The following is a 15,192-nucleotide window of genomic DNA, read 5'->3' on the forward strand; positions in this document are numbered from 1 at the left end:
TGCCATCCGTCGGGGCTGGGCATGATGGGTCTCGTCTCGGCCGGGTTCAGCCCGGCGGGCGCGCTTCGGCCGGGACCACCCGGCCTGTCGCGAGGTAGGCCCGGATCGGGATCGATGCGTTTGCCGGAGGTGTGACCCGTACCGCCGCGGTGGTCTGCTCGTCAACGGGCCGTCCCGGCCGAGGCGCGCAACGACCGTCCCGGAAAGCGCTACGCCGCGGAAGGTGGCCATCAGAGGCCGCGCGGAGGGGTGCAGCGGCAGGGATCAGGACTGGCGGAGCTCGTCGCGGTAGGCGGTGAGGGCGCCGATCATGCCCTGCAGGAACTTTTCGATGGTGTGCAGCTCGTCCACGCCGAACTGGGCCATCACCTCGTCGGTGCGGGGGGCCAGCGGGGTGAAGAAGGCCAGCGCCAAGGCCATGCCGGCGTCGGCGTAGCGGAGGTGGACGACGCGGCGGTCGGCGCTCTCGCGGCTTCTGCGGAGGTGGCCGCCTCGTTCCAAGCGGTCGATCAGCGCGGTGGTGGCGCCGGAGGTCAGGCCGATGGCCTCGCCCAGGCGGCCGGGGGTGAGCGGCTCGCCGCGGCGTTCGGCGTGCATGACGGCCAGCAGCGCGTGCATGTCGGTGGCGTGCAGCCGGTGCTGGTTGGCGAACGCGTGCCCGATGTGCTGCGCCTCACTGCTGTACGTGTTCAGCAAGTCAACCAGGTCCCTGCGCAACCGCGCGCGTTCCGCGGTCTCTGTTCCTTCCACGCGGCAAGTGTTGCAGATCTGCTCACGTTGGTGAACAATCTCGATGGTAAAGATTCTCGGTCTTGAAGAAATGCCTTAGGGGGCACCAGCGATGAGAAGGGCATGGGCGACGCTTCTCTTGGCCCTGCTGCTCGGCGGACTCGTCTTCGGGTTCGCCGGGACCACGGAGACCGACAACGACCCGACGTCGTCGTTGCCCGCCTCGGCCGAGTCGACGCGGGTTGCCGAGCTGCAGAAACAGCTCCCGTCCGGGCGCACCAACCCGGCACTGGTCGTGGTGGCGAAGGGCGGGCAGGTGCTCACCGACGCCGATCTGGTCACGGTCACCGGCCTGGGCCGGCCGATCCTGTCCGACGACCGCAAGGCCGCCATCGTCACCGTGCCGCTGCCGGCCACCGGTGACGCGAACGCCACCAGCGACGCCGTCGCCGAGCTGCGCGCGAAGGTGAAGGACGGGCTGCCCGCGGGGGTGACCGCGCAGGTCACCGGTGGCGCCGGGTTCGGCGCCGACCTGTCCAACAGTTTCAGCGGGGCGAACACCAAGCTGCTGATCGTGACCGTGGTCGTCGTCACGATCCTGCTGCTGGTGACCTACCGCAGCCCGATCCTGTGGATCGTCCCGCTGTTCGTCGTCGGGTTCGCCGACCAGCTCGCCGCCAAGGTCATCGCGTTGCTGTCGCAGCACACCGACCTGGCGATCAACGGGTCCACCGCGGGCATCGTCACGGTGCTGGTGTTCGGCGCCGGCACCGACTACGCGCTGCTGCTGATCTCGCGGTACCGGGAGGAGCTGCACCGGTACGAGAACCGGTTCGAGGCGATGGGCAAGGCGCTGCGCGGCGCCGGACCGGCCATCGCGGCGAGCGCCGGCACCGTCATCCTGGCCCTGCTCACCCTGCTGCTGGCCAGCCTGAAGAGCAACACGGCGCTCGGCATCTCGGCCGCGGCCGGGGTCGCCATCGCTGCCGTCTTCGCTCTCGCCGTGCTGCCGGCGGCGCTGGTGATCTGCGGGCGCAAATTGTTCTGGCCGTTCATCCCGCGGGTCGGCGAGTCCGGGCCGGAGGACGGCAAGGGCTTCTGGGCGAGGGTCGGCCACGGCGTGGTTCGCCGTCCGGTCGTGGTCACCGCGGCGTCGATGGCCGTTCTCGGTCTGCTGGCCCTCGGCGGCCTCGGCACCAAGGTCGGCCTGTCGCAGACCGAGCAGTTCCGGGTCGAGGCCGAGTCGGTGCAGGGCCTCGAGACGCTCAGCAGGTATTTCCCGGCCGGGGCGGCGGGGCCCGCGGTGATCCTGACCGAGCCGGCCAGGGCCGAGCAGGTTCTCGCCACGGTGTCCGGCACCGCGGGCGTCGCCCAGGCCCGGGTCGCCGAGCAGACCGCCACCCAGGTCAGCATCAGCGCCGTGCTCACGGCGGCCCCGGACACCGCCGAGGCCTTCGACACCATCCGGGCGCTGCGTGCCGAGCTGGACGGCGAGGCGCTGGTCGGCGGTACGGTGGCGACCGCCCTCGACACCCGCGACGCCGCCCGGCACGACCTGGCCGTGATCGTCCCGGTGATCCTGGCCGTGGTGTTCCTGGTCCTGGTCGTGCTGCTGCGGGCGCTGGTCGCGCCGGTCCTGCTGATGATCACGGTGGTGCTCAGTTTCGCGGCGTCGCTGGGCGCCGGGTCGTGGCTGTTCCGGAACGTGCTCGACTACCCGGCGCTGGACAACTCGGTGCCGCTGTTCTCGTTCCTGTTCCTGGTCGCGCTCGGTGTCGACTACAACATCTTCCTGGTCACCCGGGCCAAGGAGGAGGCGGCGACACGCGGCACGAAGGACGGCATGGTGCACGCGCTCGCCGTGACCGGGGCCGTGATCACCAGCGCCGGGATCCTGCTGGCGGCCGTGTTCGCGGTGCTCGGCGTGCTGCCGGTGGTCACCCTCACCCAGATCGGGATCATCGTCGGGATCGGGGTGCTGCTGGACACGCTGCTCGTGCGTACCGTGCTGGTCCCGGCCCTGGCGACGCTCACCGGTGACCGATTCTGGTGGCCGGGCCGCCCGCAGGCCGCCGCCGGGAGCACCGGGACGCCGCCGGACCGGCCGCGGACCGACTGGGACGAGGTCGACCGCGCCGCGGACAAGGACGTCACTCTCCGCCAGTGAAAGGAACGCCGGGTGGTCCTCATCGGGGCCACCCGGCGTTCGTCCCCGGCCCGGCCGGACCGCCACCAGGAATTTCAGCCGCTCGGTGACCTCGGTCGGCGTCGCCGGGGGAAATCCCTGCCGCCAGGACTATCCGGTTATCCTATTCAATCGATAGGATCTCTCGGCATGAGTGAGCGTGCGTACGACGAGCGCAGACTGCGGGATTTCCTGGCCGGGCGGGCGCGTGGATTCTCCCGCCGGGAGTTGCTGGCGCTCACCGCGGCAGCCGCCCTGCTTCCGGCATCACCCGCGGCCGCCGCCTCCCCCATCGTCAAACCGCTGCCGGACGATCTCTTCCGGCCGCTGGGCACCAACGCGGAGACCCGCTGGTCGGCCCTGAAGGACCAGGGATACTACGTTCCGGTCGACCGATTCTTCGTGCGCAACCACACGGTCACGCCGACCATCGATGCCGGATCGTGGCAGCTGGAGATCTCCGGCAGCGGCACCAAGTCAGCATTTTTCGGACTTGAGGACATCAAGCGTCTGCCCAGCGTCACCGTTCCGGTCGCCATCGAGTGCGCCGGCAACGGCCGCAGCTACTACACCTCCCAGCAGGGGCAGACCGTCTCCGGCACGGCCTGGACGCTGGGCGCGATCGGCGTCGGCAAGTGGAAGGGCGTCAAGCTCTCCACCGTGCTGCGCAAAGCCGGCATCTCCCGCCATGCCGTGGACGTCCAGCCGATCGGCCTCGACCCGAACTTCGTCAGCGGCGGCGTCGACCTCGGCCCGGTCCGCCGCCCGTTCCCGGTGCGCAAGGCGTTCGACGACGTCATCCTCGCCTACGAACTCAACGGCGAGCCGCTTCCGCCGGACCACGGCTTCCCGGTGCGGGTGGTCGTACCCCATTGGATCGGGATCTCGTCGATCAAGTGGGTCGGGCGGATCGAGGTCTCCGCCGAACCGCTGTTCTCCCCGTGGAACACGCAGTTCTACCGCCTGTTCGGCCCGGACTTCCCGGCCGAGGGCCGGCCGTTCGACAGGCAGTCGATCAAGAGCGCCTTCGAGCTGGACCCCGGCGCCACGTTCCCGGCCGGCGTGCGCACCCGGCTCACCGGCCGGTCCTGGTCGGCCGACGGCCCGATCCGCGAGGTCAGGATCAGCACCGACGGGGGTACGACCTGGCGGCGCGCCCGGCCCTACGGGGCGACGCCGGGCGGGGTGTGGCAGCGCTGGGAGTACGACTGGACGCCCGCCGCCGGCGAGCACGTGCTCCTGGCCCGGGCCACCGACGTGCGCGGCAACACCCAGCCGGACGTCGCGCGGTTCAACACGCTGGGTTACCTCTTCGACGCCGCGGTCCGCGTCCCGGTGACCGCCGTGGGATAGGGTGCCGCCCATGCCGTCGGGAAGGGCCACGTCCAGTGACGTCGCGGCGGCGGCGGGCGTGTCCCGGTCGGCGGTGTCCTTCGCGTTCAACAATCCGCAGCGGATCTCGGCGGCGACCAGGGAGCGGATCCTGGCCGCCGCCGAGTCGCTGGGCTACGCGCCCAGCACGCTGGGCCGGATGCTGCAGGCCGGCACCACCCACTCGATCGGCGTGCTGCTGCCCCAGCGGCTGGCCCGGATCCTGGAGAACCCCTACTACGCACGGTTCCTGATGGGCGCCGGGCAGGTGTGCGACCAGGAGGGCTACACGCTGCTGCTGACCCCGCCCCTGCAGGACTCGGTGCTCAAGGCCATTCCGTACGCCGCGGTCGACGGTTTCATCGTCTGCGGCCTGGAGGCGGACCGTGGTGAGGTCGCGGAGCTGACCCGGCGGGGCATCCCGTTCGTGCTGATCGACAGCGATCGCCTCGACGGCGCGCCGAGCGTCGAGGTCGACGACCGGGGCGGGGCCCGCGAGGTGACCCGCTACCTGCTGGAGCTGGGGCATCGACGGCTGGCCGTGCTATCGATGGATCCCGGCGCCCACGTCCCGGAACGCGGCTACCGGGGGCCGCTGGCGCGCCGGCTGTCCGGGATCACCGACGCGCTGACCGATTTCGGTCTGACGATGGCCGACGTCCGGCTGGCCGAGGTGCCGGTGACGCGGAGCGAGGGCTACCGGGCGACGCGCGAGCTGATGGCCGCCGAGCAGCGCCCGACGGCCGTGCTGGCGCTCTCCGACGTGCTGGCCTACGGGGCCGTGGATGCTTTGCAAGAACTTGCAATAAAGGTGCCCGCCGAGGTCTCCGTGACCGGGTTCGACGACCTCCAGGAGTCCTCGTGGTTCCGGCCACGGCTCACCACCGTCCGGCAGCCGATCGTGACCAAGGGCCGGATGGCCGCCGACTTCCTGATCTCGGCAATCAGGGGTGAGGCGCAGCATCCGCACCAGACTCTGGACACCTCCCTGATCGTCCGGGAATCCACCGCGAAAGCGACATAACAGCGCCCTGCAAGAACTTGCTGCAAGAAAGCAGCCGCCAGGCTATGTAACACGTGTTAGTAAGCTGCTAGCGTTCGTCGCCATGACCGATCAACTGATCGCACCGCCCACCGTGGCGGCGCCCCCCGCATCGTGGTGGCGCAACGCGGTCATCTACCAGATCTACCCGCGCAGCTTCGCCGACTCCAACGGCGACGGCATCGGTGACCTGCCCGGCATCAGCAGCCGGCTGCCGTACCTGCGGGACCTGGGTGTCGACGCGGTGTGGCTGTCCCCGTTCTACGCCTCGCCCCAGGCCGACGCGGGCTACGACGTCTCCGACTACCGCACCGTCGACCCGATCTTCGGCACCGTCGCCGACGCCGAGCAGCTGATCTCCGGCGCGCACGCCCTCGGCCTGCGGGTCATCGTCGACCTCGTCCCCAACCACTCGTCCGACCAGCACGACTGGTTCAAACGGGCGATCGCCGAAGGCCCCGGCTCCCCGTTCCGCGAGCGCTACCACTTCCGCCCCGGCCAGGGCGAGAACGGCGAGCTGCCGCCCAACGACTGGCCGTCGATCTTCGGCGGGCCGGCGTGGACCCGCGTCGCCGACGGCGAGTGGTATCTGCACCTGTTCGCCCCCGAGCAGCCCGACTTCAACTGGGAGCACCCGGCCGTCCGCGACGAGTTCAAGACGATCCTGCGGTTCTGGCTCGACCTGGGCGTCGACGGATTCCGCGTGGACGTGGCGCACGGCATGGTCAAGGAGCCGGGCCTGCCGGACATCGGCGACACCGGCGAGTGGCATCTGCTGGGCGCCGGCGAGAGCCCGTTCTTCGACCGGGACGGCGTGCACGAGATCTACCGCGACTGGCGCCGGATCCTCGACGAGTACCCCGGCGAGCGCATCGCCGTCGCCGAGGCCTGGGCGCCCACACTGGCCCGGGTCGCCAACTACGTCCGCGGTGACGAACTGCACCAGGCGTTCAACTTCAGCTACCTCGGCACCGCGTGGAACGTGCACGAGCAGCGCGAGATGATCGAGGACTCGCTCGCCGCGATGCGTGCGGTCGGCGCGCCCACCACGTGGACCCTGTCGAACCACGACGTGGTCCGGCACACCACCCGCCTCATGCAGAAGATCGAGGGCGACGCGGCCGGCCGCAAACCCGCCGCCGTCGACGAGGAAGCCGGACTGCGCCGTGGCCGCGCCGCCTCCGCCCTGATGCTCGCGCTGCCCGGGTCCGCGTACGTCTACCAGGGCGAGGAACTCGGCCTGCCCGAAGTCATCGACCTGCCGCCGGAGGTCCGCCAGGACCCGGCGTTCCACCGCGCGACCGGCCAGGACGGCTACCGCGACGGCTGCCGCGTCCCGATCCCGTGGAGCGGCGCCGAGGCCCCCTACGGCTTCGGCCCCGACGGCGGCGCCAGCTGGCTCCCCCAGCCCGCGTCATGGGCCGCCCTCAGCGTCGCCGCGCAGGCAGGCGTGCCCGGCTCCACCCTCGAGCTGTACCGCGCGGCCCTCGCGATCCGCCGCACCACCCCGGCGATGGCCCCGACCGACAACCTGACGTGGGTCCCGTCCCCGGCGGGCGTGCTCGCCTTCGACCGCCCGGCCCCCGGCGCCCCCACCTTCCGCTGCACGGTCAACATGGGCCCCGACCCGGTCGCACTCCCCCGCCCCGGCGACATCCTGCTGGCCAGCGGCCCCGTCGAAGGCGATGCCGGCACCGTCGTGCTCCCGCCCGACACCACCGTCTGGTGGTCCCTCCCCCACTGAGAAGCACCGGCACCCGGCCATCCCCCGCCGTCAACGGGGGATGGCCGGCCGGGCAGCGTCACGACCCACCTCGCGGCCGTCCGGTGACCCCAGGCCCGGCCGCGCCTGACGGTTTCCGGATTCCTTTTCCGATACGGCCACGCGTGCCAGTCCGCGCGCAAGAGGCACTCCGGCGTCCCGCTGATCACGCCGAGCCCTCTGGAGTCCCCGTTCCCGGGACAGCCCTTCAACGTCGTTTCGGCGGCCCCGGAGGGCTGGTGAGCCGCCGGTTGCGTAATCGTGCGGTGCTTCCGTGGCCACGTGAGCAATGACAGGCAAACTCAAGCGCCCCTCGTGCGACCAAGCTCTCGCCGCTACGACGGCCCGCACCCACACGAACCGGATCGCGTGCACCCACCACCGCCGGGACAACGCGCTGCCCCAGAGCCGTCGCGTGTGCTCCCCCGCCGACCCCGAAGTCCCCAAAATCAACGCCCACGAGCGCTAGAGATCTCCTTATTAGACTATAAAGCCGCTTAAGGGACATCCGCGAACGAAACGACCGAACAGGTTCCGGCCGGGATGTAACAGCGCTGGCCGGAGGAAGGCGGCCGGCGAGTCGGGCTGGATCGGTGAGGCGGAAGCGGAAGCGTATGCAGGCAGCGCGAGGTGAGGCAACGCGGGCGCGGGACGGGGCGGGCGCGGGACGGGGCGGGCGCGGGACGGCGCAAGCGCGGGACGGCGCAAGCGCAGGACGGCGCAAGCGCGGGACGGCGCAAGCGCAGGACGGCGCAAGCGCAGGACGGCACGGAGACGGGACGGGACGGGCGCGGGGACAGGGCGGGTGGGAGGGGTTCTGCGGGGCGGGGTGGGGGACGGTGGGTGGTAGAGGGGTTGCAAGGCTCATGGTGGGCGTCGGCGGGCCGAAAGGCAGCGCGTGACTTCTGAGCGTGCCGACGAGCTGCTGTACGACAGTGACCGGACCCGGGTCAGCCGTGTTCGGCTGGCGGACGGGAAACTTGTCGTTCGTAAGCAGCCGCTCGGGGGTGGGGCGGCCGGGCGGCTTCGTAACGAGATCGCGGTGCTTCGTCGGCTGGAGTCCCTGGACGGTACTCCGACGCTGGCCGGGGACGGCGCCGGCGGAGTGCTCGAGCTTGTCGACACGGGGGCGCGTACCCTCGCTGATCTTGAAATGCCCTGGGCGACCGACGCCTTGCTGGAGCTCGGGCTGAGTCTTGCCGAGGTTCTTGCCGGGATTCACCGGCGCGGTGTGGTGCATCGGGACGTCAGCCCGGCGAACGTGCTGGTCGACGCGGTGACGCGGCGGCCCATGCTGATCGACTTCGAGCTGGCCACGCTGCCGGGCGCGCATGCCGCCGAGGCCAAACCCGGGCCGGGCGGCGTCCGGGCCGGCAAAGCCAGGACCGGGGTGGCCGGCCTGCACCCCGGCGGCGGAAAGACCGGCGTGGCCGGTCCGCGCACCGGTGCGGAGACGACCGGAGCCGCCGGCACTCGCGCCGGTGACGGAAAGACGGTGGTGCTCGGCACACCCGGTGACGAGGGCAGGACTGGAGTTCCCGCCACGCGCGCCGGTGACGCAACGACCGGGGTGACCGGCACGCGCGCCGGTGACGCAACGACCAGGGTGACCGGCACGCGCGCCGGTGACGGAAAGACCGAGGCGACCGGCACGCGCGCCGGTGACGGAAAGACCGGACCGAACGGACCGATCGGCACTCGCTCCGGTGAGGGAAACACCCGGCCGGCCGGCACGATGCCGGACGCCGGCGCCATCGAGGGAACGACCGGGATCGCCGCCGGGCGCGCCGGCGAAGGACAGAGCGGGCAGGTCGGGGCGCGCGCCGCCGACAGCAAGAGCGGCCTGGTCGGCACCCTGCCGTATCTGGCGCCGGAGCAGACCGGCCGTACCGGCTGCGCCGTGGATCACCGCAGTGACCTGTACTCGCTCGGCGCCACCCTGTACGAGCTGGCCACCGGCCGGCCGCCGTTCGGCCGGGACCGGGATCCGCTGAGCCTGATCCACGATCACCTGGCGACCGTGCCGGATGCTCCTTCGGAGGTCAACCCGCTGGTCCCGGCGCTGCTGTCGGAGATCATCCTGCGGCTGCTGAGCAAGGAGCCGGAGCTTCGCTACCAGAGCGGCGAAGGGCTGGCGTACGACCTGGCGCAGCTGCGCGCCGGGCGGCTGACCGTGCTCGGTGAGCGGGACTTCCCGATCCACCTGGCGCCGCCGGCGCGGCTGATCGGCCGGGACGCGCCGCTCGCCACGCTGCACACGCTGCTCGCGGGTACGGCCGACGGCAGCGCGCTGGCGCTGGTCACCGGCCCGCCCGGGGTGGGCAAGACGGCGCTGGTGGACCGGCTGCGCCCGGCGGTCGCGGAGGCCGGTGGGCGGTTCGTGGCCGGCAAGTTCGACCAGTTCCACCACGATGCGGGTGGCGGGGCGGTACGGGAGGCGTTCGACCGGCTCGGTGAGCAGCTCCTGGCCGAGCCCGAGGAGGTGGTCGTCGAGCTGCGTGCCCGGCTGCGGGAGGCGCTCGGCGCGGACGCGGGGCTGATCGCGGCGCTGATGCCGCCGTTCCGGGCGGTACTGGACGTCGCCCCGGAGCATGACGTCGACCCGCGGGTCTTCCTGGCGCGTCTGCGCCGGGCCGGCATGACGCTGCTGCGCACGGTGGCGGACGGCGCCCCGCTGGTGTTCTTCCTGGACGACCTGCAGTGGGCGAGCGGGGCGGCGTTCAGCTACCTCGACGACGTGCTGGACAACCCGGACGTGCCGGGTCTGCTGGTGCTGGGCGCCTACCGGGAGGAGGAGGTGGACGAGGCGCACCCGCTGACCGCTGTGCTGGCCCGTCTGCGCCGGGAGCGCGGGGACGCCGGTGAGGTGCGGCTGGACAACCTGAGCGTCGGTGACCTGGGCGTGCTGATCGCCGAGATGCTGCGCCTGCCGGAGGCGGACCGGCTGGCCGAGGTGCTCGCCGAGCGTACCGATGGCAATCCGTTCGACACCGTCGAGCTGTTGAGCGCCCTGCGCCGGGAGGGTGTGCTGGTGCCGGACGGCGGCGGCTGGCGCTGGGACGCGACGGCGGTCCGCGACTTCGTCGGGCACGGTGACGTGCTGGCGATGCTCACCGCCCGGATCGCCGCGCTGCCCACCCGCACTCGGGCAGCCGTCGACATGATGGCCTGCCTCGGTGGCGACGTGCCGCTGGAGCTGCTGGCCGCGCCGCTGACGGCGGCCGTCGACGACGGCCTGGTGGTGGTGGACGGCGACACGGCACGGTTCCGGCACGACCGGGTGCAGCAGGCCGCGTACAGCCGGTTGCGCCCCGACGAGCGGGCCCGGCTGAGCCTGTCGCTGGCCCGCCGGCTGGCTCCGGCGCCCGAGGCGGCGCCGCTCTACCTCGCCGCGGCGGACCTGCTGGTGGTTCCCGGCGCGTCGGCGCCGGGCGAGCGCCGGACCGCGGCGTCGATGCTGCGCGCGTCCGCCGCGGCGGCCCGGCTGGTGGCCAACCACGCGTCGGCCGAGGCGTGTCTGGCGGTCGCGGCCCGTCTGCTGCACAAAACCGATGAGGGGTACGCCGAGACGCGCGCCGCCTGGCACGCTTCCCTCTGCGCGCTGGGCCGCTTCGGCGACGCCGACCGGGTCTTCGCCGACCTGGCCGCGACCACCGGCGACCCGGTGCGGCTGGCCGGCCCGGTGGCCGAGCAACTGGGCGCCCTCACCACCCGGCGGATGCTGGCCGAGGCCCTGGAGCTGGGCCTGAGCACGCTGTCGACGCTGGGCATCGACGTGCCGTCCGGTCCGGCCGAGATGGCCCCGCGGATCAGCGCCGGCATGGACAGGTTCTACGGCTGGCTGGCCACCGCCGGTGACACCGAACGGCCGGAGATCACCGATCCGCGGATCCTGGCTGCCGCGCACGTCATCGACCGGCTGACCGCGGCGGCGTTCTTCGCCGACCGGGTGACGATGGCGTGGCTGGTGGCGCAGGCCGCCGAGCTGTGGGCGCGGCATGGCGTGTGCGCGGCGCTGACCGGCACGCTCGGCAACATCGGGGTCGTCACGATCGCCGGCTCCGGCGACCACGAGGCCGCCTACCGGGCCACGGCGCACGTGCTGGCGATCGGGGTGGAGCACGGACACGAGCTGGCGACGGCGCAGGTCCGGTTCCTGCACGCTCTGGCGACGGTGCCGTGGTACGAGCCGCTGGAGAACGGTGTCCGGATGGCCCACGAGGCACGCGACGGGCTGCTGCGCGGCGGCGACCTGCGGACCGCGTTCTACACCTACTTCGCGTCGCTGCCGCAGATACTGGACCTGTCGGAGGACCTGGAGCCGTTCCTGCGCGAGATGCGCGCCGCCGAGGCGTTCGCGGAGCGGATCGGCGCGGGCCCCGACGCGGCTCTGTTCACCACCGTGGACATGCTGGTGCAGACCCTGCGCGGCACCGGCGACTTCGACGACACCGTGGTGGAGGCGCTGGCGGGCAACGACACGGCGTACGCGTTCGCGACGACCATGCGGGCGCTGCTGGCGGCGGTGCTCGGCGACGACGAGGCGCTGGTCCGGTTCAGCGCCGAGTCGATGCGGGTGCTGCCGGCCCTGCCCGGCAACTACCTGACCGCGCCCGCCCACCTGCTGGCCGCGCTGGCCGCGGCGGTGTCCGCGCGCACCGGCCAGGACCGGGAGGAGGCTCTCGCGACGCTGGACCGCAGCCACGACTTCCTGGCCGCGCGCGCCGCCGGGCAGCCGGCCAACTTCCGGCACCTGTACCGGCTGGCCGAGGCGACCCGGGCGGCCGCGCACGGCGACGTCGCGGCCGCGGCCGCCGCCTACGACGAGGCGATGTCGGACGCGGCGACGGCCGGCCGGTCCTGGCACACGCCGCTGATCACCGAGCTGGCGGCCCGGTTCTACCTGGACCACGGGATGGAGCACGTGGGCGCCCGGCTGCTGGCCGAGGCCCTTCCGGGGTACGCCCGGTGGGGCGCCGTGGCGAAGGTGCACGCCATGAAGCGGGCCCATCCGGCGCTCGGCTCGGCTCTCGGCTCGGCCACACCGGGCCGGTCGGCCACTCTCGGCGGCGCCAGCGTCAACCTGTCGAACGAGGTGATCGACCTGATGGCGGTGCTGGAGGCGGCCCGGGCGCTCAGCTCGGAGACCAGTGTGGACCTGCTGCGGATTCGGGTGCAGCAGGTGCTCGGCGCGATGACCGGCGCCACCGCGGTGCACGTGGTGCTGCACGACGACCGGGCCGGCTGCTGGGTGCTGCCCGGCGACGGCGACCGGCCGGACCTGACGGCCGAGGAGGCCGCGGAGCGGGGGCTGCTGCCGCTGGCCGCGATCCGGTACGCCGAGCGCACCCGCGAGCCGATGCTGGTCGACGACGTGTCGCTGGACGACCGGGTGGGACGGGATCCGTACCTGGCCGGTCTGGAGCACTGCTCGCTGCTGGTGGTCCCGGTGATCGGGCAGGGCCAGCCGCGGGCGGTGCTGGTGCTGGAGAACCGGCTCAGCCGGCGCGCGTTCTCGGCCGGGCGGCTGGACGCGGTCCTGCTGATCGCCGGGCAGCTCACCGTGTCGCTGGAGAACGCGCAGGTGTACGCGTCGCTGGAACGGGCGGTGGCGGAGCGTACCGAGGAGCTGGCCGAGGCGAATCTGCGCCTGGAGCTGCTGGCCGTCACCGACCCGCTGACCGGGCTGCCGAACCGGCGCAAGCTGACCACGTTCCTGGAGGAGGCGTGGCTGCGCGCGGAGCGGTCGGGTGAGCCGATCGGCGTCGCGATGATCGACATCGACAACTTCAAGAAGTACAACGACCATTACGGCCATCAGGGCGGTGACGAGTGTCTGCGCCTGGTCGCCGACGCGCTGCGGGTGCAGGTGCGCAGCACCGACCTGGTCGCCCGCTACGGCGGTGAGGAGTTCTGCATCGTCATGCCCGGCGCGACGGCCGCGAACGCGAAGGTCGTCGCCGAACGGGCGTGCCGGGCCGTGGCCGGGCTGCAGCAGCCGCACGCGCTCGCCGACGACGGCACCGTCACGGTCAGCGTCGGCGTCACCGCGGGCACCCCGCTCACCCACGCCGACCCCGATCAGCTGCACAAACTCGCCGACGAGGCGCTGTACGAGGCGAAGCGCGCCGGCCGCAACCGGGTCGTGGCCGGATGAGCGGCGTGGACGAGACCGGGCTGCGGCGTACCCGGCGGTGGGTGATCGGCACGCTCGTCGGGTCGCTGGCGCTGCTGTCCGGGTTCTCGCTGGTGGACAGCCGCCGGCACTCCGGCATCGTGGAGGACCTGCTGCGCGACAGCGACCGGGTGACCGCCTACCAGCAGGCCGCCTACCTCTCGGCGTACGAGATGTCGCTGATCCAGGAGGCCGCCGACAACCCGACGGGCCCGGAGCGCGGGCGGGTGCTCGCGGTCGACGACGAGATGCACCGGGCGACCCTGGCGATCGCGGTGGCCGCGCCGGACTCCGGTGACGCGGCCGAGGCCGGGACCATCGCGCAGCGGCAGATCAACCTGCGGCAGGACATCGTCTGGTTCCTGGCGATGCTGGACCGCGGCGAGACGGTCAAGGCGATCGACACCCTGGACACCCTGATCGAGCCGAGCCACCAGCGCAACACCGAACGGCTGCTGCAACTGCGTGACCGGTACCAGCAGCGGTACGAGCACAACCAGGCCGCCGCGCGGCACGACTCCGACCGGCTGGTGTGGGGCAGCGTCATCACGTTCGTGCTGAGCCTGATCGTGCTGGCCCTGTTCGGCTGGCACACCCGGGCGCACCGGCGCCAGGTCGAGTCGCTGGCCGCCACCGATCTGCTCACCGGGCTGCCCAACCGGGCCGCGTTCACCGCGCACGTGCAGCGGGCGTTGTCCGCGGCCCGGCCGGCTCGCAGCCTGCCCGGCATCACCGTGCTGACCGTCAACATCAACGGGTTCCGGCACGTCAACGACCAGCTCGGCCCGCACATCGGCGACCGGCTGCTGGCCGAGGCGGGCTGGCGGCTGGCGGCGGTGGTCCGGGACGGCGACCTGGTGGCCCGTACCGGCGGCGACGAGTTCGCGATCCTGCTGCGCGACCTGGACCCGACCCGCGCCGACGCGGTCGCCACCCGGCTGCGGGAGACCTTCGACGAGCCGTTCCACCTCGACGACATCACCGTGGACCTGGAGATCAGCATCGGGGCGGCGGCCGCCGCGGCCGACGACGACGTGAGCACCCTGCTGGGGCACGCCGACAGCGCCATGCACGACGCGAAGCAGCAGCACGACAGCTTCCGCCGGTTCAGCGGCACCACCGGGCAGGACAGCGCCGACCGGCTCACCCTGCTCGGCGATCTGCGGCGCGGCCTCACCGACGCGTCCCAGTTCACGCTGCACTACCAGCCGAAGGTGGCGCTGGCCGACGGCTCGCTCTCCGGGGTGGAGGCGCTCGCCCGCTGGCACCACCCGACGCGTGGCCCGGTGCCGCCCGACCAGTTCGTGCCGGTGCTGGAGACCACCAGCCTGATCCACCCGTTCACCGAGCGGGTCCTCACGCTGGCCCTGGAGCAGGCCCGGACCTGGCTCGACGCGGGGCACCGCGTGCCGGTGGCGGTCAACGTGTCCACCCGCAGCCTGCTCGACGACACGTTCCCCGGCCGGCTGGCGGCGCTGCTCGAGGCCGCCGGCGTGCCCGGTGAGCTGCTCTGCATCGAGATCACCGAGCACACCGTGATGTCCGACCCGACGACCACGATCGACGCGCTGCGCCGGATCCGGGGCCTGGGGGTGAAGACGTCCATCGACGACTTCGGCACCGGCTACTCGTCGCTGTCGTACCTGAAGCTCCTGCCGGTCGACGAACTCAAGATCGACCGCTCGTTCGTCGCCGACATGGTCGCCGACTCGTCCAGCCACGCGCTCGTGGCGTCGGCCGTGGACCTGGCACACAACCTGAACCTGACCGTGGTCGCCGAGGGCGTCGAGGACGACCGGACCGCGGCCGCGCTCAACGGTCTGGGCTGCGACACCGCGCAGGGCTACCACTTCGCCCGGCCGGTCCCGGCCGCCGATCTGGACGCCCGGTTCCTCAGCTCGGTGGCCGGCTGACCGGAGCGCTCCCGG

The 15,192-nt window shown here is 72.4% G+C and carries 7 protein-coding genes; 6 read left to right on the top strand and 1 reads right to left on the bottom strand.

What is annotated here, in order from left to right; genetic code table 11:
* Positions 1–264: 264 nt before the first annotated feature.
* Positions 265–696, bottom strand: coding sequence for a MarR family winged helix-turn-helix transcriptional regulator (locus BM290_RS20405; RefSeq protein ID WP_239143614.1), 432 nt, complete (start codon positions 694–696; stop codon positions 265–267).
* A 145-nt stretch (positions 697–841) separates the two neighbouring features.
* Between BM290_RS20405 and BM290_RS20410 the strand changes: the two genes are divergently transcribed.
* From BM290_RS20410 to BM290_RS20435, 6 genes are all read left to right on the top strand, one after another.
* On the top strand, positions 842–2,896 hold the full coding sequence (locus BM290_RS20410) for an MMPL family transporter (protein ID WP_093616364.1): 2,055 nt from the start codon (positions 842–844) through the stop codon (positions 2,894–2,896).
* A gap of 168 nt (positions 2,897–3,064) precedes the next feature.
* Positions 3,065–4,267: a sulfite oxidase gene (locus BM290_RS20415; RefSeq protein ID WP_093616366.1), complete on the top strand. Its 1,203-nt coding sequence runs from the start codon at positions 3,065–3,067 to the stop codon at positions 4,265–4,267.
* A gap of 10 nt (positions 4,268–4,277) precedes the next feature.
* Positions 4,278–5,309 carry a LacI family DNA-binding transcriptional regulator gene (locus BM290_RS20420; protein WP_093616368.1) on the top strand — a complete coding sequence of 344 codons (1,032 nt, stop codon included), beginning with the start codon at positions 4,278–4,280 and terminating at the stop codon, positions 5,307–5,309.
* An 82-nt stretch (positions 5,310–5,391) separates the two neighbouring features.
* On the top strand, positions 5,392–7,071 hold the full coding sequence (locus BM290_RS20425) for a glycoside hydrolase family 13 protein (protein ID WP_093616370.1): 1,680 nt from the start codon (positions 5,392–5,394) through the stop codon (positions 7,069–7,071).
* Positions 7,072–7,987: 916 nt separating this feature from the next.
* Entirely contained in the window at positions 7,988–13,246 is a 5,259-nt protein-coding gene (locus BM290_RS20430; protein ID WP_143133851.1) for a diguanylate cyclase domain-containing protein, read from the top strand.
* Positions 13,243–15,177 (top strand): putative bifunctional diguanylate cyclase/phosphodiesterase, encoded by a 1,935-nt coding sequence (locus BM290_RS20435; RefSeq protein WP_093616374.1) that lies wholly within the window; start codon positions 13,243–13,245, stop codon positions 15,175–15,177. Before BM290_RS20430 ends, BM290_RS20435 begins: the two co-directional genes overlap by 4 nt.
* Positions 15,178–15,192 lie beyond the last annotated feature (15 nt).

It is taken from the genome of Actinoplanes philippinensis, from assembly GCF_900113015.1.
Classification (GTDB): domain Bacteria; phylum Actinomycetota; class Actinomycetes; order Mycobacteriales; family Micromonosporaceae; genus Actinoplanes; species Actinoplanes philippinensis.

Bases quoted from the DNA above. Each gene is read 5' to 3' on its own strand.
- BM290_RS20410 (WP_093616364.1), top strand. From the start codon at position 842: ATGAGAAGGGCATGGGCGACGCTTCTCTTGGCCCTGCTGCTCGGCGGA.
- BM290_RS20415 (WP_093616366.1), top strand. From the start codon at position 3,065: ATGAGTGAGCGTGCGTACGACGAGCGCAGACTGCGGGATTTCCTGGCC.
- BM290_RS20420 (WP_093616368.1), top strand. From the start codon at position 4,278: ATGCCGTCGGGAAGGGCCACGTCCAGTGACGTCGCGGCGGCGGCGGGC.
- BM290_RS20425 (WP_093616370.1), top strand. From the start codon at position 5,392: ATGACCGATCAACTGATCGCACCGCCCACCGTGGCGGCGCCCCCCGCA.
- BM290_RS20435 (WP_093616374.1), top strand. From the start codon at position 13,243: ATGAGCGGCGTGGACGAGACCGGGCTGCGGCGTACCCGGCGGTGGGTG.